Below are 17891 nucleotides of genomic sequence, written 5' to 3'. Positions count from 1 at the left end.
GCGGCGACCTGTGGCCACCGCGCCGGGAGCGCTCTATCAATCAGGCTTGGCGAACCTGCGCACAAGTTTGATCACGACTACGAAGAACACCGGTACGAAAATCACCGCCAGTGTCGCGGTAATCATCCCGCCAATCACCCCGGTTCCGATCGCCTGCTGACTCGCAGAGCTCGCGCCGGTGGCAATCGCCAGCGGCACCACACCCAGAATGAACGCCAGCGAAGTCATGACAATCGGCCTCAACCGCAGACGCGCCGCTTGCAGCGTGGCATCAATCAGGTCATGACCTTCGTCATACAGGCTCTTGGCAAACTCGATGATCAGGATCGCGTTTTTCGCCGACAGGCCGATGATGGTGATCAAGCCGACCTTGAAGAACACATCGTTGGGCATCCCGCGCAGGGTCACCGCCAGCACTGCGCCGAGCACGCCGAGCGGTACAACGAGCAACACAGACGTCGGAATCGACCAGCTCTCGTACAACGCCGCCAGACACAGGAATACGATCAGCAGCGACAGCCCGAGCAGAATCGGTGCCTGACTGCCGGACAAACGCTCCTGCAGCGACAGGCCGGTCCACTCCTGACCGAGACCTTTCGGCCCTTGTGCCACCAGCCGTTCGATCTCCGCCATGGCTTCGCCGGTGCTGTGGCCGGGTTTCGGTTCGCCTGAAATCGAGATCGCCGGGTAACCGTTGTAGCGGGTCAACTGCGCCGGACCCTGGGTCCATGTGGCTTTGACGAACGCCGACAGCGGCACCATTTTCCCGGCATCATTGCGTACGTGCATTTTCAGCAAGTCATCGACCTGACTGCGGCGATCACCTTCAGCTTGGACAACAACCCGTTGCATTCGCCCCTGATTGGGGAAGTCGTTGACATACGAGGAGCCGATGGCGGTTGACAGCACGTTGCCGACGTCGGCGAATGAAATCCCCAGTGCATTGGCCTGCTTGCGATCCACTTCCAGCTGTACTTGCGGCGCTTCGGCCAGCGCGCTTTCACGCACGTTCATCAGGATCGGGCTTTTCTCGGCGGCGGCGAGCAGTTGGGTGCGCGCTTCCATCAAGGTTGCATGACCGAGGCCGCCGCGATCCTGCAGGCGGAACTCGAAGCCGCTGGACGTGCCGAGGCCATCCACCGGCGGCGGCAGTACGGCGAAGGCTACAGCGTCCTTGATCTGGCTCAGGGCAATGTTGGCGCGGTCGGCAATCGAACTTGCCGAGTCGTCGCTGCCGCGATGCGACCAGTCCTTGAGCGTGGTGAACGCCAGCGCGGCGTTCTGCCCGCTGCCGGAGAAGCTGAAACCGAGAATCACCGTGCTGTCGCCAACACCCGGTTCGCCGGCGTTGTGCGCTTCGATCTGCTCGACCACCTGCACCGTACGGTTCTTGCTCGCGCCGGGTGGCAGTTGAATGTCGGTGATGGTGTAACCCTGGTCCTCGACCGGCAGGAACGAGGAGGGCAGGCGCGCGAAGCACAGGCCCAGGCCGACCAGCAACACAACGTAGATCAGCAGATAACGACCGGTGCGTTTCAGCGCGTAGCCGACCCAGCCTTGATAACGATCGGTCAGTTGCTCGAAACGGCGGTTGAACCAGCCGAAGAACCCGGTTTTTTCGTGGTGTTCGCCCTTGGCAATCGGCTTGAGCAAGGTGGCGCACAGTGCCGGGGTCAAGGTCAGGGCGAGGAAGGCCGAAAACAGGATCGAGGTGGCCATCGACAGCGAGAACTGGCGGTAGATGACACCTACCGAACCCTGCATGAAGGCCATCGGAATGAACACCGCCACCAGCACCAGCGTAATGCCGATGATCGCGCCGGTGATCTGGCTCATCGCCTTGCGTGTCGCTTCTTTGGGCGACAGGCCTTCGGTGGCCATGATCCGTTCGACGTTCTCCACCACCACGATGGCGTCGTCCACCAGAATGCCGATGGCCAGCACCATGCCGAACATGGTCAGCACGTTGATCGAGAACCCCAGCGCCAGCATGGTGGCGAAGGTACCCATCAGCGCCACCGGCACCACCAGGGTTGGAATCAGGGTGTAACGGATGTTCTGCAGGAACAGGAACATCACCGCGAACACCAGCAGCATGGCTTCGCCGAGGGTATAGATCACTTTGGTGATCGAGACCTTCACGAATGGCGAAGTGTCGTAGGGGATCTTGTATTCCACGCCCGCCGGGAAGTAGCGCGACAGTTCATCCATCTTTGCCCGGATCAGCGTGGCGGTGCTCAAAGCGTTGGCGCCCGGCGACAGTTGCACGCCGACGGCGGTGGACGGCTTGCCGTTAAGACGGGTGCCGAACTGGTATTCCTGGCTGCCGATCTCGACCCGCGCCACATCCTTGATGCGCACGGTGGAGCCGTCCGGGTTGGCCTTGAGCACGATGTCGGCGAACTCTTCCGGCGTCGACAATTGGCCCTTGACCAGAATCGTCGCGGTGATTTCCTGGGTGCTCGGGTTCGGCAGATCGCCGATGCTGCCGGCCGACACCTGGGCGTTCTGCGCGGCGATGGCGGCGTTGACGTCAGCGGGTGTCAGGTTGAAACCGATCAGCTTCTGCGGGTCGACCCAGATCCGCATCGCCCGCTCGGCGCCGTACAGCTGGGCCTTGCCGACCCCGTCGATGCGTTTGATCTCGTTCATCACGTTGCGCGCCAGGTAATCGCTGAGCGCCACGTCGTCGAGCTTGCCGTCGCTGGAAGTCAAAGTGATCAGCAGCAGAAAACCGGCGGAGACTTTCTCCACCTGCAAACCTTGCTGATTGACCGCTTGCGGCAGGCGCGACTCGACTACTTTCAGGCGATTCTGCACATCAACCTGCGCCAGCTCCGGGTTGGTGCCCGGCTGGAACGTCGCCTTGATCGTGGCGCTACCCAGGCTGCTCTGGGATTCGAAATACAACAGGTGATCGGCGCCGTTGAGCTCTTCCTCGATCAGGCTGACCACGCTCTCGTCGACGGTCTGCGCCGAGGCGCCGGGGTACACGGCATAGATTTCGATCTGCGGCGGCGCGACGTCGGGGTACTGCGCCACCGGCAATTGCGGGATGGCCAGCGCACCGGCCAACAGGATGAACAACGCGACGACCCAGGCGAACACCGGGCGGTCGATAAAGAACTGCGGCATAGAAGAGCGTCCTGCTTACTGACCAGAGGTCTGGGCAAGTGGAAGAGGGGTGTCGTCGATCTGCACCACTTCGCCCGGACGGGCGTGTTGCAGGCCTTCGATGACAATGCGGTCGCCGGCCTTGAGGCCGCCGGTGACGATCCAGCGGTCGTTCTGTACCGCGCCGAGCTGCACTGGCTGCTGGGCAACGCGCATCTGGTCGTCGACCGTCAGGACCTGCGCCACACCGGCGCTGTCACGTTGTACCGCGCGTTGTGGCACGGTCAGGCCATGCTGGATCACGCCTTGCTCCAGACGCACGCGAACGTAGCTGCCCGGCAACAGATCGAGATCCGGATTGGGGAACTCGCTGCGCAAAATGATTTGTCCGGTGCCCGGATCGACCGTGATATCGCTGAACAGCAATTTGCCCGGCAGCGGATAGAGGCTGCCATCGTCCTGGATCAGCGTGGCCTTGACCTGATCCTGGCCGACCTGCTGCAACTGGCCGGAACGGAATGCCCTGCGCAACTCGTTGAGTTCGCGGGTCGACTGGGTGAGGTCGGCGTGGATCGGGTTCAGCTGCTGGATCAGCGCCATGGGCGTGGTTTCGTTCTGGCCGACCAGCGCACCTTCAGTCACCAGGGCACGCCCGACGCGCCCGGAAATCGGCGCGGTGACGGTGGCGTAACCGAGGTTCAGCTTCGCCCGCTCGACGGCTGCCTTGTTGGCGGCAACATCGGCGGCGGTCTGCCGGGCGTTGGCGCGGGCGTTGTCGTAATCCTGAGCGCTGATGGCCTTGTCGTCGATCAACTGGGCGTAGCGCTGTTCCTGAAGTTTTGCCTGGAACGCGTTTGCCTCGGCCTTGCGCAGGGCCGCTTCGGCGCTATCGAGGTCAGCCTTGAACGGCGCCGGATCGATACGGAACAGCACGTCGCCCTTTTTCACGTCGCTGCCTTCGCGGTAGGTGCGTTGCAGCACTACGCCGGCGACCCGGGCGCGGACTTCGGCGATGCGCGGGGCGGCAATCCGCCCGCTCAGTTCGCTGCTGATCGACAGGGGGCGCGCCTCAAGGGTTTCGATCCGCACGGTGGCCGGCGGCGCCTGTTCCTCGGCGTTCGAGGATTTATCACAGGCACTCAGCGTCAGCGCCAATGCGATCAGGCCGAGCCCGGCCAGCAGATTCTTCGACATGTACAACCCCCAATATTGATCTGCGCATCCTACGGACAGTCGCCGAGGGTAGCGGTGAAGCTTTGTAGGTGCTGTGTGAAATTGTGTAAGGGTTTTGCTCAGGGACGGGCGAGGGCGTATATCCTTCAGGCCTTGAAATTTTTTGCGACATAGCAGTCGCCACCGCCTGTTCTGGATCACCTCAATGCCCAACATTCTTCTGGTCGAAGACGACACCGCCCTCGCCGAACTGATTTCCAGCTATCTGGAGCGCAACGGTTACTCCGTCAGCGTGATCGGCCGTGGCGACCATGTGCGCGAACGGGCGCGGCTCAATCCGCCGGATCTGGTGATTCTCGACCTGATGCTGCCGGGCCTCGACGGCTTGCAGGTTTGCAGATTGCTGCGGGCCGATTCGGCAACGCTGCCGATCCTGATGCTCACCGCCCGTGACGACAGCCACGATCAGGTACTGGGCCTGGAAATGGGCGCCGACGATTACGTCACCAAACCCTGCGAGCCACGGGTCCTGCTGGCGCGGGTACGCACCTTGCTGCGGCGCAGCAGCCTCGGCGAGCCGATGACCGCCAACGACCGGATCCTGATGGGCAACCTGTGCATCGACCTGTCGGAGCGCACGGTGACCTGGCGCGAACAACCGGTGGAACTGTCCAGCGGCGAATACAACCTGCTGGTGGTGCTGGCCCGTCATGCCGGTGAAGTGCTGAGCCGCGACCAGATCCTGCAACGCCTGCGCGGTATCGAGTTCAACGGCACTGACCGTTCGGTGGACGTGGCGATTTCCAAGCTGCGACGCAAGTTCGACGACCACGCCGGCGAGGCGCGCAAGATCAAGACCGTGTGGGGCAAGGGGTATCTGTTCAGCCGTTCCGAGTGGGAATGCTGATTCGATGTTCAGAATCCTGTTTCGCCTCTATCTGGTGACGATCGTCTCCTACAGTGCGGCGATCTATCTGGTGCCGGATCTGGTGGTGATGGTGTTCAAGCAGCGGTTCGTCACCTACAACCTCGACTATTCCCGTGGTCTGCAATCGCTGATCACCAAGCAGTTTCGCGCGGTGCCGCAGGATCAGTGGCCGGCGCTCGCGGCGTCGATGGACAAGGACTTCCAGCCGCTGCACATCGTGCTCGCCCGTATCGATGACCCCGGCTTCACCGCCATCGAGCAAGAGCGGCTGCGGCGCGGAGAGAACATGGTGCGGGTGGGCGACTGGGGCTGGCGCACGTTGGCGGTCACGCCACTGAACGACGAAATGGCGGTGCAGATGGTGGTGCCGCCGGATCCGATGGACGTGAACCTGTTGTACTGGAGCATCAACGTGCTGATCGGCGCGAGTCTGCTGGCGTGCCTGTTGCTCTGGTTTCGTCCGCACTGGCGCGATCTGGAACGCCTCAAGGGCACGGCCGAACGTTTCGGCAAGGGCCATTTGAGCGAGCGTACGCAGATTGGCCCGAGCTCCAACATCGGCAGCCTGGCCCACGTGTTCGACACCATGGCCGGCGACATCGAAAACCTGCTCAACCAGCAACGCGATCTGCTCAACGCCGTGTCCCACGAACTCCGCACGCCGCTGACCCGCCTGGACTTCGGCCTGGCGCTGGCGCTGTCCGATGACTTGCCGCAAGCCAGCCGCGAACGCTTGCAAGGGCTGGTCGCGCACATTCGTGAACTGGATGAACTGGTGCTGGAGTTGCTGTCCTACAGTCGCCTGCAGAATCCGGCGAAGTTGCCGGAGCAGGTCGAAGTGTCGCTGGACGAGTTCATCGACAGCATTCTGGGCAGCGTCGATGAAGAACTGGAATCCCCGGAAATCGTCATCGATGTGCTGCTGCACAATCAGCTGGAGCGCTTCTCCCTCGACCCGCGCTTGACGGCCCGCGCGATTCAGAACCTGCTGCGCAACGCCATGCGCTACTGCGAAAAGCGCATTCAGATTGGCGTGCAGGTCTGCCCGAAGGGCTGCGAGATCTGGGTGGACGATGACGGAATCGGCATTCCGGAAGACGAGCGGGAGCGGATTTTCGAGCCGTTCTATCGACTGGACCGCAGCCGCGATCGGGCGACCGGCGGGTTTGGCCTGGGGCTGGCGATCAGCCGGCGGGCGCTGGAAGCCCAAGGCGGGACGTTGACGGTGGAAGGTTCGCCGTTGGGTGGGGCGAGGTTCAGGCTCTGGCTGCCAACCCCGATCTGATGATCGTTCCGTACGCCGACAACGAGGCGGCCATCGGCCTCTACCGCAAGTTCGGCTTCGAGACCGCGGGCCTGTTTCGCGACTACGCCGTGCGCGACGGGCAGTGGCTCGATACCTTGAGCATGGCGCGGCTGCGTCGCTCAACCCGAGCTTGAGTCGCTTATCAGAAAACCTCCTCTGGCGGGGCACTCAAATTATTGAGTGACCGCCTGATCCCCGGCGAGAAAGCTGAAGGTGGCTTTGTCGGTCACGCTGTTCGCGGGTGTCAGTGCAATGATCGGCACGACGATTTTCGGGTTGGTCGAGTTGTAGAAGTCCCGTTGGTTGTACTGGGCATCCGCGAGACCGGCGTTGGTGCCGCCAGCGATATAGAAAAAAGCCATGATCGGAAAAATGTTCGGGTTTCTGGATGTCCAGGTTTTGATGATGACTTCGTTATGCTCCACGAATCCAGCCGCTCCCCTTAGCGTTTTGGCTCGGACAGATTGATAAAACGCAATGCCGCCGAGCGCATTGCGCTCGTCACGAATATCGAATCCGCACTGACGCAGATTCGGGTTACCGCCCGCGATGTTCCAGACAGCGAGCCACTGCTCCGCAGTTGTCACTCCGGCGTTCTGACAAAGCTGACTTTGCACTGGGTAGTCTTTATGAGGACCGCAGACACTGTTCGGATCGCGATGCCAGGTCCAGGCATCCTGGGGGTAGGCACACAGATAATCCAGATCGATCTTGTCAGCGGGGGCTTCGAAAATCGGGTACAGGATGTAGCCATTCTGATTACCCCACGCGAGACGGCCGAAATTGGCATCACTGCGCAGATAGGAGAAAGAAACTCCACCTGACCCGACCGATGTCGGGCTAGGGTCCCAGACTTTGTACTGATTGTTCGGATCTTTTACCGTGACCCGCAGTGTCACCCCTGAACACAGGAATGCTGGCTGCGAGTCGGATTTGTTGCAGTTGGGGAAGGTGCGACTGTAAAGGGTGTTGAGTTGCGCCGCGATGGCCGGGCCGCTGAGTACTTGTGCGCCGTTGCCATTGATCGTGTCGGCCGGCGGAGTCGCCACTTGTGCGCAACCGACCAGCAGAGCCAAAAGTAGTAAGTTGATTATCTTGTGCACGACCGGACCCTCGGCCCCTGTTAACGGGCCGGTGAGTGATTGGCGTTATTGCTGAAGATGAGTCTTCCTAGAGGAGGACCTTCACATACGGCGAAAAAATGATGAGGTCCGTGCTACCCGTACGCCTGATGGAATAGTTGAAATAGCCGGTTTTGCCTGGGTTGCTGCTCACCCAGCCTCGCGGAACCCCGAAGTCCATGTAGGAACCCTGGACGTAAGGGATCTCTTGGCTGTCGAGACGTGTCTGACCATCGATGGTCAATGAAATACGTACCGTGTATTGCGCTTCGAGGGGATTTGGGGCGTAAAGCCTGAGGTTGTCTCTGGCAGCGTTGATCGTGGGTACGCCACAGATGTGCTTCTGTCGGGTGATGTTGACGTCGAGGTCTTTGGAGGGACGCTCGGGTTCTGTGTTCGGCAGAATAACGGTGTAAGAGAATTGGATCTTGTTGGCGATGGAGTCGACGATCACTCGACGCGGGATCAAAAACGTCAATTTTTGCCCGGCTGAAGAAACTGTCTGGGTCTCGCTGCCGTAAGTTTCCGCGCGTCCGATGCAATAGACTCTGACTTTCTGTCCTGCGTTGGAACCCGTGTATTGCACTTCTACGGTGGCGTGGGTGTTCTGATAAAAATCCTTCTCGAAATTCAATTGCGTACCGTTCGCTTCCTTCGCTTCCAGTACTTTGGGGGGGATAAGATCGAGGGCAGGCTGTTTCACCTGCACATCGATGTTGGTGGTTGCCGACCAGATCGCCAGCGGGCCCGATGTGTTGCCGAGACTGTCAGTCACCCGGAAACGAATGGCGAACTGTTTATTGTCCTGCCAGAAATCCTTGGCGAAGAGCTTTATGACCACTTGGCCAAGCAAAGCCTGTGTTGCGGTCACTGTATGCGGATAGGATCGACCGTCCAGATCAAGGCCAATAACGTCACCTTCTCGCATGTAGGTGTAGCGCAAGGTGACATCGACCCCGTTTGCAGCCTCTGTGGGACCTACGCTCGTGTGGGACACTGTAAAAGTCAGATTCGGATTGGGTCCCGAACCCGCCACTTCTCCTCCCGGGCGCGGAATGTGGACCAGTGTTAGCAGATCAATCGAATCCGTTCCTCCGGGCTGGACCTGGTTAGTGACCCGCACCACCAGCGTGTTGAGGCCATCATTTAAAAAGGCTTTAGGCACGTCATGGAAGAAAGTCTTGCCGTCTTCCCCCGTTTGGATGGTTTTCATGAATAGGGGAGCGCCCTTGTTGATGATCAACCATCCACTATCGTTCACCGCCTGCTTGTCCCAGGGAATAATCTCAAGGCGCAGCAAATCGCCGGGCACGGAGAAGAGTGCGAGCGGTACGCCGTAGTGTGGTTTCACGTTGGGGTCGGGGTAGTAAATGGGGCTCTTGACTCCCCCAACAATTTTGGCGGGAAAAACCGTAAACGGACTGCTCATCTTCTGCGCCCTGGTATTCGAGATAGTGGTTGCGTGAGCTGCAACGGGTACCGTCATCAAACACCGCGCGTCCGTGCCTTGCTACTGTCAGATCTGACAGGTGAACCCCGAAAAATCAACCGTTCGTCGTAATCTTCCCGTTGCAGACCGGTTGACACGTCCCGGGTTTGTCGTACGCCTCGACGCTGAACCTGCCATGATCGACCTTCGCGGTATCGCTCCTCTACGAGAGCAATCAGGTGGACGACGTACAGCAACTGGGCGAAATGCTTCGCCACCGAATTGCCTCGCACAACAGTTACAGAGCCTAATTCCCCGCGACCGCGGTCAGTCCAGAGTGTGGGAACGATCAGTGCGCTAGGCGGGAACGGGCATCATCAGAGCAGTTCAGTCGACTGGATCAGCCCGACCCCGGCCACCTGCATCCGCTCGATCGCTGCCGCCAGCGAGCCGTTCAAATCAATCGCCCGGCAAGCATCCAGCACCACAAACGCATTGAACCCCGACGCTCGCGCGTCCAAGGCGGAGAACATCACGCAAAAATCCAGCGCCAGGCCGACCATGTACACCGTGTCGATGCCGCGTTCCTTCAGATAACCCGCCAGACCCGTGGTCGTGACGCGATCCGCTTCCAGAAACGCCGAATAGCTGTCGATGTCCGGGTTGCAGCCCTTGCGGATGATCAATTGCGCATGGGGCAGATCGAGTCCCGAGTGAAACTCGGCACCGCGTGAGCCCTGAATGCAGTGATCCGGCCACAGTGTCTGCTCGCCATACGGCAGTTGAATCACGTCGTAAGGCTGGCGGCCGGGGTGGCTGGAGGCAAACGAAGCATGCCCGGCCGGGTGCCAGTCCTGGGCGATCACCACTTGCTTGAACTGCCCGGCAAGCCGGTTGATCAGCGGGACGATCAGGTCACCTTCGGGCACGGCCAACTGGCCGCCGGGAATGAAGTCGTTCTGCACGTCGATGACCAGCAGGGCGGTGCGTGGCGAAATCGGCATAAATCCATCCTTCTGGGAAAATCACCCGAGCAGCATAGTGACAAAATTCTTTAAACGTTCAGCCGGGTCTTAAACATTTTCGCCATGTCTTCCAGCTCGGAAGCCGGGTGATGGCCGATCAGCATCCAGGCGTGTTCACGCTCGGTCCAGTACACCACGTTCATTCCGTGCCGGCGCTCATGGGCCAGCGGCTGGCTGCCGCTGTTGGTTCGGGTGACGCACAGCGCCAGCGGGCCATGTTTGGCATCGAGCCAGGTCATCTGCGCAATCGGCACACCGCCATATTCAAGCAATTGCGCACGTTTGAACTGCGCACCGGGCAGTTTCAGTTTCGCCGGCGACAGACTCACGCCGAGCCGCGCATCGACGGTTCGCAACTGCGCCAATTGCGAGGCCTCGTCGGTAGATAAATGCTCAAGGGTCTGCGGCACATACAGCGCCATGTAATCGCCCACCAGCTCGCGCCAGTTGTGCGATTGCTGTGCCTGCCAGGCCAGAAACAAGCGGTCCGCCGCGACAGCGGCGAGTGCAACGCCCGCTGCCGCTGCGCCGATGAACCAGCGCCGGCTGAAACCGGGTTTCTGCGGTGACGGCGCGGCGTCGAGCCGGGCCTGCAAGCGATCAAGCGGCGCCTGTTGCGCGAGTTCGTCGTAGGCCGCCTTGAATGGCAGACTGCTGCGACTCAGCCATTGCACCCGCAGGCTCAGCAGCGGATCGTCGGCGATGAGGTTGTCGAGTTGGCTGCGCTGTTCGCGATCCAGTTCATCGTCCAGATACGCCACCAGTTGCTCGTCGGAAGGCGCATTCATTGCCGGTCTCCTGCGGGGCTGTTCGGTACCGCTTGCAGCGGCGGGTATTCGGCCAGTTTCAGGCGCGCGGTGGCCAGCCGGCTCATGACCGTGCCGATCGGTACTTGCAGGATTTCGGCGACTTCGCGATAGGACAGGCCCTCGACGTAAGCGAGATACACCGTTTCACGTTGGGTTTCCGGCAGCGCATCGACCCGGCGGATCACCTGCGCGGCCATGACGTGGGTTTGCGCGGCGTATTCGCCATCGAACGTCAGCTGGCTGTCGGCGTCCGCCACGCCCTGGCCCTGGCGCACCCGGCGGGCGCGCACTTCGTTGAGCCAGATCGAATGCAGAATGCTCAGCAGCCAGCGATCCATGCGTGTGCCGGCCACGTACTGACCCGAACGCTCCAGCGCCCGCACGCAGGTGGCTTGCACCAGATCCTCGGCCACGTGCCGGTTGCGCGACAGCAGCAAGCCGTAACGCCACAGGCGCGCCAGGTGTTGCCCGAGTTCGGCCCTGAAGGCCTGATCGCTGAAAATGTTCGCCTCCACGTGTCGTGTCAGGTTTTCGATGAATCGTTGATGGCTTCGGCCAGGTCCCGGTATTCCTCGCAGGTCGTGCCGCAGATCTTCTGGATGTGCTGCAACTGCTCCTGCGCCAGATCGACGCGGCCCTTGATCACATAGGCTTCGCCCAGGTACTCGCGGACTTGCGCGTACTGCGGATCGAGTTTCACCGATTGCAGGTAATAACCGATGCCTTCGTCAGTGCGCCCCAGTTTGCGCGTGGCGTAACCGCGATAGTTGAGGGCCTTGGCGGTGTTCGGTTGTTCCAGCGTATCGAGCAGGGCCAGGGCTTCTTCATAACGGCCGGCCTTGGCCAGACGGTAGGCGTAGTCGGTCCGGTCGGCGTCGGGCACCAGATGGCTGGTCTGCATCACGCACTTCTGCGTCTTGGTGTCGAACACCTGGCCTTTGGGGCAGTTGGGTTTCTGCACCGGCTCGTCTTCATCGCCGTGGGCCAGGGCCAAAGGGCTGGACAACATCGCGGCCACCAGCAACGGGGCGGCGAACATAACGGAACGGATAGTCATGGGCAAGGCTCCACAGGGGGTCATGTTTCACTTTGAACACCACAGGGTGAAAATTTATTCATTGCTTTGTCAGGCTTTGTTAAAGGAAAGCCCTTTTTCCGGCGCTATGCTCGTCATCGTTCGTCGTTGATCTGCAGTTCTACCATGGGAGTTTGGCCATGAAAGATCAGGTTCACCACGCGGCCGCCAGCGGCTACAAAACCGCCGCCGACACCTACGTCAAAGGCCGGCCCGACTATCCGCCGGCGGTCAGCGAATGGCTGACGGGCACACTGGGCCTCAATGGTCACAAGACCGTTATCGACCTCGGCGCCGGCACCGGCAAGTTCACCGGACGGCTGGTGGCGACCGGCGCCCAGGTGATTGCCGTGGAACCGGTGGCGCAGATGCTGGAAAAACTGTCGCTGGCCTGGCCGCAGGTGCTGGCCGTCAGCGGTACGGCAACGGATCTGCCGTTGCCCGATGCCTCGGTGGATGCGGTGGTGTGCGCGCAGGCCTTTCACTGGTTTGCCAGCACCGAGGCGCTGGATGAAATCGCCCGGGTCCTCAAACCGGGCGGCAAACTGGGCCTGATCTGGAACCTGCGCGACACCCGGATTGACTGGGTGCCCAAGCTGGACGCCATCGTCAATGCGCTGGAAGGCGATACACCGCGCTTCTATACCGGCGAATGGCGCAAGGCTTTTCCCCATCCGGCGTTCGGGCCATTGCAGGCCCAGCACTTTCAGCATGGCCACACCGGCTCGCCGGAAGATGTGATTTTCAACCGGGTGCGCTCCACCAGTTTCATTGCCGCGCTGAGCGATCAGCAGCGCGCGAAGATCGACGAGCAGATTGCTCAACTGATTGCCGGCGAGCCGCAGCTGCGGGGCAGGGAGATAGTGACGGTGCCTTACGAGACCGCCGCCTTCGTTGCGGTGAAGAACGGCTAGAGTCCCGCATTTGGCCGAACCGCCGTGCTGATGCCTTGTTATAGTTCGGGCCTCATTTTCAGCCCGGTAAAGGATTTCTGCCATGACTCAATACACCGCCTTCAGCGTCGAACTGGCCGACAACATCGCCCATGTGCAGATCAATCGTCCGGAAAAGATCAACTCGATGAACGCCGCGTTCTGGAGCGAAATCGTCGAGGTGTTCCAGTGGATCGACGACACCGACGAAGTGCGGGTGGTGGTGCTCAGCGGTGCCGGTAAACATTTCTCCTCGGGCATCGACCTGATGATGCTGGCCGGTGTGGCCAATGAGCTGGGCAAGGACGTGGGCCGCAATGCGCGCCTGCTGCGCAAAAAGATCCTGACCCTGCAAGCCTCGTTCAATGCGGTCGACGATTGCCGTAAACCGGTACTCGCGGCGATCCAGGGTTATTGCCTGGGCGGCGCTATCGACCTGATCGCCGCCTGCGACATGCGCTACGCCGCCGAAGACGCGCAATTCTCGATCAAGGAAATCGACATCGGCATGGCGGCTGACGTCGGCACCTTGCAACGGTTGCCACGGATCATCGGTGACGGCATGCTGCGTGAACTGGCTTACACCGGTCGCACCTTTGGCGCCGAAGAAGCGCGCAGCATCGGCCTGGTCAATCGCGTCTACAGCGACAAGGACGGCTTGATCGAAGGCGTGATGGACATTGCCCGGGACATCGCCGGCAAGTCGCCGATCGCGGTCACCGGCACCAAGGAAATGATCAGCTACATGCGCGACCATCGCATTGACGACGGTCTCGAGTACGTTGCCACCTGGAACGCCGCCATGCTGCAATCCAACGATTTGCGCGTGGCCATGGCCGCCCATATGAGCAAACAGAAACCCGAATTTCTGGATTGAGAAACCATGACATCTCGCTGGACCACTGCAGTACTGGACACCGATCAACCCGGCGGCTGGGCCGTGGCGCGCAGCCCCGAGGGTTTCCTGTTCGATGACAACGGCGTGCTGTTCCCCCGGGAATGGCTCAAGCGCCAGGACTTGTCGATCCTCGCCGAACACGGTATCGGTCATCTCGATGGCGAACCGGTGTATCTGCTGGAACTGCACAGCACCAGCGAGGTGCCGGGTTGCAACTGGAAAGGCCTGCGGGCGTTCATGCTCGACGGCGATCACACGATCTACAAAGTGCTGGGCTACGCCGCGCAAATCGGGACGTGGGCTCGCGAACACCGGTTTTGCGGCAATTGCGGTCAGGCCATGACCCAGGTGCCACGGGAGCGGGCGATGTATTGCCAGCCCTGCGATCTGCGCAGTTATCCGCGAATTTCGCCGAGCATGATCGTGCTGGTGACCCGTGGCGATGAAGTGCTGCTGGCGCGCTCACCGCGTTTCGTCACCGGGGTCTACAGCACGCTGGCCGGGTTTGCCGAACCGGGGGAGTCGGCCGAGGATTGTCTGATCCGCGAAGTGCGCGAGGAAGTGCAGATCGAGGTGAAGAACATTCAGTACATGGGCAGCCAGTGCTGGCCATTCCCACACTCGATGATGCTCGGCTTCCATGCCGAATACGCCGGTGGCGAGATTGTCTGCCAGGAAGACGAGATCGAAGACGCCCAGTGGTTCAACGTGCACGATCTGCCGCCGTTGCCGGCGTCCAAATCGATTGCCCGATACCTGATCGACGTCTATGTGGCGCGGCGCTTAGGCCACGCTGAACCAGTGCTGCCAGGCTAGGCGCACGGTCAACCCCAGCACCACGGTGATGAACACCGGACGAATGAACTTGGCGCCGCCGCTGATCGCGGTGCGCGCCCCGAAGAACGCGCCGACCATCACCGACAGGCCCATGCTCAGGCCGATGATCCAGTCCACCTGCCCGGAAAACACGAACACCGACAGCGCCGCAATGTTGCTGACGAAGTTCATGCTGCGCGCCACGCCGCTGGCCTTGACCAGATCAATCGGGTACAGCAGCAGACTGCTGACAGTCCAGAACGCGCCAGTGCCGGGGCCGGCCACGCCGTCGTAGAAACCGAGGCTGAAGCCCTGGGTCGATTGCCACTTCTTTTTGATCGGTGCATCGCTGTCCAACGGCGCTTTCGGCGTGCCGCCAAACAACAGGTACAGGCCACAGGCGAAGACGATCACCGGCAGCATCTTGTTCAGCCATTCGGCGGGCAGGTAATGGGCGACGATGGCGCCGGTCAGCGCACCGACCAGCGTGCCGACGATGGCGTGCATCCACTGCTTGGGATGGAACAGCTTGCGTCGATAGAAGGTGAAACTGGCGGTGGCCGAGCCGAAGGTCGAACTCAGTTTATTAGTGCCCAGCACCAGGTGCGGCGGCAGGCCGGCAGTGAGCAGCGCCGGTGTGGTCAACAGACCGCCACCGCCGGCGATGGCGTCGATGAATCCGGCAATGAAAGCGACAAGGGCCAGAACGGCCAGGGTGGTGAGGTCAACGCTGAGTTCGAAAGGCATGGAATCGGCTTATTTCGGCAGGGCGCAGAGCTGGGCTGCGGGGAGGGCAGTCATGTTACTCATTTCCGAATGTTGCGGCGACCCATAAGACTCGACCAGCGACGGCTCAACTGTTGCCCACCCAACACGCACCCAACAATTCACCCTCTCACCGTGCATTCCTGTTGCCTGAAACCCCAATAAAACCGGGTCTCCCGCCGCTGGCATGCTTGCTGCTCTAGCTCACTCATCTTCATCAACTGTCCCGAGGACACGCCAATGAGTCAGCAAGCCGTGAAATTTGCCTACTGGGTGCCGAACGTCAGCGGTGGGCTGGTGGTCAGCAAGATCGAGCAACGCACCGACTGGGGCATCGACTACAACCGCAAACTGGCGCAATTGGCCGAGGCGGCGGGTTTCGAATACGCCCTGACGCAAATCCGCTTCACCGCCGGTTACGGCGCCGAGTTTCAGCATGAATCGGTTGCCTTCAGCCACGCGCTGCTCGCGGCCACCAGCAAGCTCAAAGTCATCGCCGCCATTCTGCCCGGGCCGTGGCAACCGGCGCTGGCGGCCAAGCAGTTGGCGACCATCGATCAACTCACCAACGGCCGGATTGCGGTGAATATCGTCAGCGGCTGGTTCAGGGGCGAATTCCAGGCCATTGGCGAGCATTGGCTGGAGCACGACGAGCGCTATCGTCGCTCGGAAGAGTTCATCCGTTCATTGCGAGGGATCTGGAGTCAGGACAACTTCACCTTCCGTGGCGATTTCTATCGCTTCGACAACTACAGCCTCAAACCGAAGCCGCTGGGCCGCCCGGAAATCTTTCAGGGCGGCAGCTCCCGTGCCGCACGTGACATGGCGGCGCGGGTGTCGGATTGGTATTTCACTAACGGCAACAGCGTCGAGGGCATCAAGGCACAGGTCGACGACATTCGCGCCAAAGCGGCGGCAAACCACCATTCAGTAAAAATCGGGGTGAATGCTTTTGTGATCGCCCGAGATACCGAAGAAGAAGCCAAAGCGGTGCTGGCGCAGATCATCGATCAGGCTGACCCGGAAGCGGTGAATGCCTTCGGTGATGCAGCGAAACAGGCGGGCAGGGCGTCGCCGGAAGGTGAGGGCAACTGGGCCAAATCGACCTTTGAGGATCTGGTGCAGTACAACGACGGCTTCAAGACCAATCTGATCGGTACGCCGCAGCAGATTGCCGAACGGATCGTGGCGTTGAAAGCGGTGGGGGTGGACCTGGTATTGGCGGGTTTCCTGCATTTTCAGGAAGAGGTGGAGTATTTCGGTCAGCGGGTGTTGCCGCTGGTGCGGGAGCTGGAAGCCAAAGCGCAATCGGCCCGGACTGCCGAAGTTGCCTGAAGATCCCTCCTGCACACTGAGCAGGAGGGATCGGCTGCTGAATTACAGACCCAGTTCCGACAACCCCGGATGATCATCCGGGCGCCGGCCCAGCGGCCAGTGGAACTTGCGTTCGCTTTCCTTGATCGGCATGTCGTTGATGCAGGCGTAACGCTGGAACATCAGGCCGTGCTCGTCGAACTCCCAGTTTTCGTTGCCGTAGGAGCGGAACCAGTTGCCCGAGTCGTCGTGCCATTCGTAGGCGTAGCGCACGGCGATGCGGGTGTCGGAGTAGGCCCAGAGTTCCTTGATCAGGCGGTAATCCAGTTCCTTGGCCCATTTGCGGGTCAGGAAACCCTTGGCTTCTTCGCGGTTGTTGGCGAATTCGGCGCGGTTCCGCCATTTGGTGTCCAGGGTGTAGGCCAGCGACACGCGCTCCGGGTCGCGGGAGTTCCAGCCATCCTCGGCCAGACGAACTTTTTCAATGGCCGATTCACGGTTGAACGGTGGCAATGGCGGACGAACTTCGGCTGCAGTAGACATGTTTGTCTCCCGATCTATTAACAGTTAAACAACGTGTCAGGCTTATTAAGGCGTTACAGGTCCAATAACTTTCGCGCCATGCATTGCGCATTATCGGCGGCACTGTGATCACCCATCACAAGCGCTACGGTAATGGCGCCGTCAATCAGGATCAGCAGCTGTTTGGCCAGCAGTTGCGGATCCTCGGCACCATGTTCGGTACACAGCTCGCACAGGTAGTCGAGCAGTTTCTGTTTGTGGTCTTTGGCGACCAGGCGGACCGGATCCTCGGGATCACCGGTTTCGCCACTGGTATTGATGAAGGCACAGCCCCGAAAGCCTTCCGAGGCGAACCAGCCCTTGAGCACGGTAAACAGGTTGAGCAGGCGGTCGGCCGGGGTTTCGGCCTGATCGACGGTGCTTCTGTACCAGTGCATCCAACGCACGTCGCGGCGTTGCAGGGCGGCGACGGTCAGCTCCTCCTTGTTGGCGAAGTAGCGGTAGATACTCTTTCTGGAAACGCCGGCGGTTTTCACCAGAAGATCCATGCCGGTGGCCGCGATGCCACTTTTGTAGATCAACTTTTCGGTGACATCCAGAATGATGTCTCGGGTTGTGTCGTTGCGTGTGATTTCGTTCATGTGGTGAACAGTAGAACGATCGT

17 protein-coding genes and 1 pseudogene are annotated in these 17891 nt (G+C 60.7%); 7 read left to right on the top strand and 11 right to left on the bottom strand.

Annotated features, from left to right (window positions below; genetic code table 11):
* Positions 1-36: 36 nt before the first annotated feature.
* A complete protein-coding gene (locus tag QRN46_RS16855) occupies positions 37-3135 on the bottom strand; it encodes a multidrug efflux RND transporter permease subunit (protein ID WP_285356003.1) in 3099 nt (1032 codons plus the stop codon).
* 15 nt (positions 3136-3150) lie between these two features.
* Positions 3151-4308, bottom strand: a complete 1158-nt coding sequence (locus QRN46_RS16850) for an efflux RND transporter periplasmic adaptor subunit (RefSeq protein ID WP_011334302.1) — start codon at positions 4306-4308, stop codon at positions 3151-3153.
* A gap of 184 nt (positions 4309-4492) precedes the next feature.
* Between QRN46_RS16850 and QRN46_RS16845 the strand changes: the two genes are divergently transcribed.
* From QRN46_RS16845 to QRN46_RS16835, 3 genes and pseudogenes are all read left to right on the top strand, one after another.
* Positions 4493-5194 carry a response regulator gene (locus tag QRN46_RS16845; RefSeq protein WP_007960391.1) on the top strand — a complete coding sequence of 234 codons (702 nt, stop codon included), beginning with the start codon at positions 4493-4495 and terminating at the stop codon, positions 5192-5194.
* A 4-nt stretch (positions 5195-5198) separates the two neighbouring features.
* Positions 5199-6500 carry an ATP-binding protein gene (locus QRN46_RS16840; protein ID WP_285355996.1) on the top strand — a complete coding sequence of 434 codons (1302 nt, stop codon included), beginning with the start codon at positions 5199-5201 and terminating at the stop codon, positions 6498-6500.
* Positions 6501-6511: 11 nt separating this feature from the next.
* Positions 6512-6655, top strand: a pseudogene (locus tag QRN46_RS16835) (GNAT family N-acetyltransferase); the annotation flags it as partial.
* A 39-nt stretch (positions 6656-6694) separates the two neighbouring features.
* Here QRN46_RS16835 and QRN46_RS16830 read toward each other — a convergent pair.
* The 6 genes from QRN46_RS16830 to QRN46_RS16805 form a co-directional block, all read right to left on the bottom strand.
* Positions 6695-7624: a hypothetical protein gene (locus QRN46_RS16830; protein WP_011334299.1), complete on the bottom strand. Its 930-nt coding sequence runs from the start codon at positions 7622-7624 to the stop codon at positions 6695-6697.
* A 67-nt stretch (positions 7625-7691) separates the two neighbouring features.
* On the bottom strand, positions 7692-9071 hold the full coding sequence (locus QRN46_RS16825) for a hypothetical protein (protein WP_201818491.1): 1380 nt from the start codon (positions 9069-9071) through the stop codon (positions 7692-7694).
* Positions 9072-9448: 377 nt separating this feature from the next.
* A complete protein-coding gene (gene pncA / locus QRN46_RS16820) occupies positions 9449-10075 on the bottom strand; it encodes a bifunctional nicotinamidase/pyrazinamidase (protein ID WP_011334297.1) in 627 nt (208 codons plus the stop codon).
* Positions 10076-10125: 50 nt separating this feature from the next.
* Positions 10126-10884, bottom strand: coding sequence for an anti-sigma factor family protein (locus QRN46_RS16815; protein WP_221614599.1), 759 nt, complete (start codon positions 10882-10884; stop codon positions 10126-10128).
* Positions 10881-11366, bottom strand: coding sequence for an RNA polymerase sigma factor (locus tag QRN46_RS16810; RefSeq protein ID WP_080511038.1), 486 nt, complete (start codon positions 11364-11366; stop codon positions 10881-10883). The genes QRN46_RS16815 and QRN46_RS16810 overlap by 4 nt, the downstream gene beginning before the upstream one ends.
* A gap of 62 nt (positions 11367-11428) precedes the next feature.
* The gene (locus QRN46_RS16805) at positions 11429-11962 is read right to left on the bottom strand and encodes a tetratricopeptide repeat protein (protein WP_011334294.1); all 534 of its coding nucleotides are present in this window, start codon (positions 11960-11962) and stop codon (positions 11429-11431) included.
* A gap of 158 nt (positions 11963-12120) precedes the next feature.
* On the opposite strand from QRN46_RS16805, the gene QRN46_RS16800 reads away from it, so the two are divergent.
* The 3 genes from QRN46_RS16800 (at position 12121) to nudC (ending at position 14626) form a co-directional block, all read left to right on the top strand.
* Positions 12121-12894 (top strand): class I SAM-dependent methyltransferase, encoded by a 774-nt coding sequence (locus QRN46_RS16800; RefSeq protein ID WP_011334293.1) that lies wholly within the window; start codon positions 12121-12123, stop codon positions 12892-12894.
* A gap of 82 nt (positions 12895-12976) precedes the next feature.
* Complete coding sequence (locus QRN46_RS16795; RefSeq protein WP_221614600.1) at positions 12977-13789, top strand: crotonase/enoyl-CoA hydratase family protein; 813 nt, start codon at positions 12977-12979, stop codon at positions 13787-13789.
* A 6-nt stretch (positions 13790-13795) separates the two neighbouring features.
* Positions 13796-14626, top strand: a complete 831-nt coding sequence (nudC, locus tag QRN46_RS16790) for an NAD(+) diphosphatase (RefSeq protein ID WP_011334291.1) — start codon at positions 13796-13798, stop codon at positions 14624-14626.
* On the opposite strand, the gene QRN46_RS16785 is transcribed toward nudC, so the two are convergent.
* Positions 14594-15373: a TSUP family transporter gene (locus QRN46_RS16785; RefSeq protein WP_011334290.1), complete on the bottom strand. Its 780-nt coding sequence runs from the start codon at positions 15371-15373 to the stop codon at positions 14594-14596. The two genes, nudC and QRN46_RS16785, sit on opposite strands and share 33 nt — an antisense overlap.
* 258 nt (positions 15374-15631) lie before the next feature.
* Between QRN46_RS16785 and sfnG the strand changes: the two genes are divergently transcribed.
* The gene (gene sfnG, locus QRN46_RS16780; protein WP_221614601.1) at positions 15632-16726 is read left to right on the top strand and encodes a dimethylsulfone monooxygenase SfnG; all 1095 of its coding nucleotides are present in this window, start codon (positions 15632-15634) and stop codon (positions 16724-16726) included.
* 42 nt (positions 16727-16768) lie between these two features.
* Here the strand turns inward: sfnG and QRN46_RS16775 are convergent, their stop codons facing one another.
* The gene (locus tag QRN46_RS16775; protein WP_007951263.1) at positions 16769-17248 is read right to left on the bottom strand and encodes a nuclear transport factor 2 family protein; all 480 of its coding nucleotides are present in this window, start codon (positions 17246-17248) and stop codon (positions 16769-16771) included.
* A gap of 53 nt (positions 17249-17301) precedes the next feature.
* On the bottom strand, positions 17302-17868 hold the full coding sequence (locus QRN46_RS16770; RefSeq protein ID WP_011334288.1) for a TetR/AcrR family transcriptional regulator: 567 nt from the start codon (positions 17866-17868) through the stop codon (positions 17302-17304).
* Positions 17869-17891 lie beyond the last annotated feature (23 nt).

Origin of the sequence: Pseudomonas sp. lyk4-R2A-10 (assembly GCF_030209075.1) — a bacterium.
GTDB classification, from domain to species: domain Bacteria; phylum Pseudomonadota; class Gammaproteobacteria; order Pseudomonadales; family Pseudomonadaceae; genus Aquipseudomonas; species Aquipseudomonas glycinae.
The sequence above is the reverse complement of the archived record's forward strand: the minus strand, read 5'-3'. Positions and strand labels throughout refer to the sequence as shown.

What these genes read in the sequence shown, in the direction of transcription:
- QRN46_RS16855 (WP_285356003.1), bottom strand. Translation starts at nt 3,135, where the DNA reads ATGCCGCAGTTCTTTATCGACCGCCCGGTGTTCGCCTGGGTCGTCGCG.
- QRN46_RS16850 (WP_011334302.1), bottom strand. Translation starts at nt 4,308, where the DNA reads ATGTCGAAGAATCTGCTGGCCGGGCTCGGCCTGATCGCATTGGCGCTG.
- QRN46_RS16845 (WP_007960391.1), top strand. Translation starts at nt 4,493, where the DNA reads ATGCCCAACATTCTTCTGGTCGAAGACGACACCGCCCTCGCCGAACTG.
- QRN46_RS16840 (WP_285355996.1), top strand. Translation starts at nt 5,199, where the DNA reads ATGTTCAGAATCCTGTTTCGCCTCTATCTGGTGACGATCGTCTCCTAC.
- QRN46_RS16825 (WP_201818491.1), bottom strand. Translation starts at nt 9,071, where the DNA reads ATGAGCAGTCCGTTTACGGTTTTTCCCGCCAAAATTGTTGGGGGAGTC.
- pncA (WP_011334297.1), bottom strand. Translation starts at nt 10,075, where the DNA reads ATGCCGATTTCGCCACGCACCGCCCTGCTGGTCATCGACGTGCAGAAC.
- QRN46_RS16815 (WP_221614599.1), bottom strand. Translation starts at nt 10,884, where the DNA reads ATGAATGCGCCTTCCGACGAGCAACTGGTGGCGTATCTGGACGATGAA.
- QRN46_RS16805 (WP_011334294.1), bottom strand. Translation starts at nt 11,962, where the DNA reads ATGACTATCCGTTCCGTTATGTTCGCCGCCCCGTTGCTGGTGGCCGCG.
- QRN46_RS16800 (WP_011334293.1), top strand. Translation starts at nt 12,121, where the DNA reads ATGAAAGATCAGGTTCACCACGCGGCCGCCAGCGGCTACAAAACCGCC.
- QRN46_RS16795 (WP_221614600.1), top strand. Translation starts at nt 12,977, where the DNA reads ATGACTCAATACACCGCCTTCAGCGTCGAACTGGCCGACAACATCGCC.
- nudC (WP_011334291.1), top strand. Translation starts at nt 13,796, where the DNA reads ATGACATCTCGCTGGACCACTGCAGTACTGGACACCGATCAACCCGGC.
- QRN46_RS16785 (WP_011334290.1), bottom strand. Translation starts at nt 15,373, where the DNA reads ATGCCTTTCGAACTCAGCGTTGACCTCACCACCCTGGCCGTTCTGGCC.
- sfnG (WP_221614601.1), top strand. Translation starts at nt 15,632, where the DNA reads ATGAGTCAGCAAGCCGTGAAATTTGCCTACTGGGTGCCGAACGTCAGC.
- QRN46_RS16775 (WP_007951263.1), bottom strand. Translation starts at nt 17,248, where the DNA reads ATGTCTACTGCAGCCGAAGTTCGTCCGCCATTGCCACCGTTCAACCGT.
- QRN46_RS16770 (WP_011334288.1), bottom strand. Translation starts at nt 17,868, where the DNA reads ATGAACGAAATCACACGCAACGACACAACCCGAGACATCATTCTGGAT.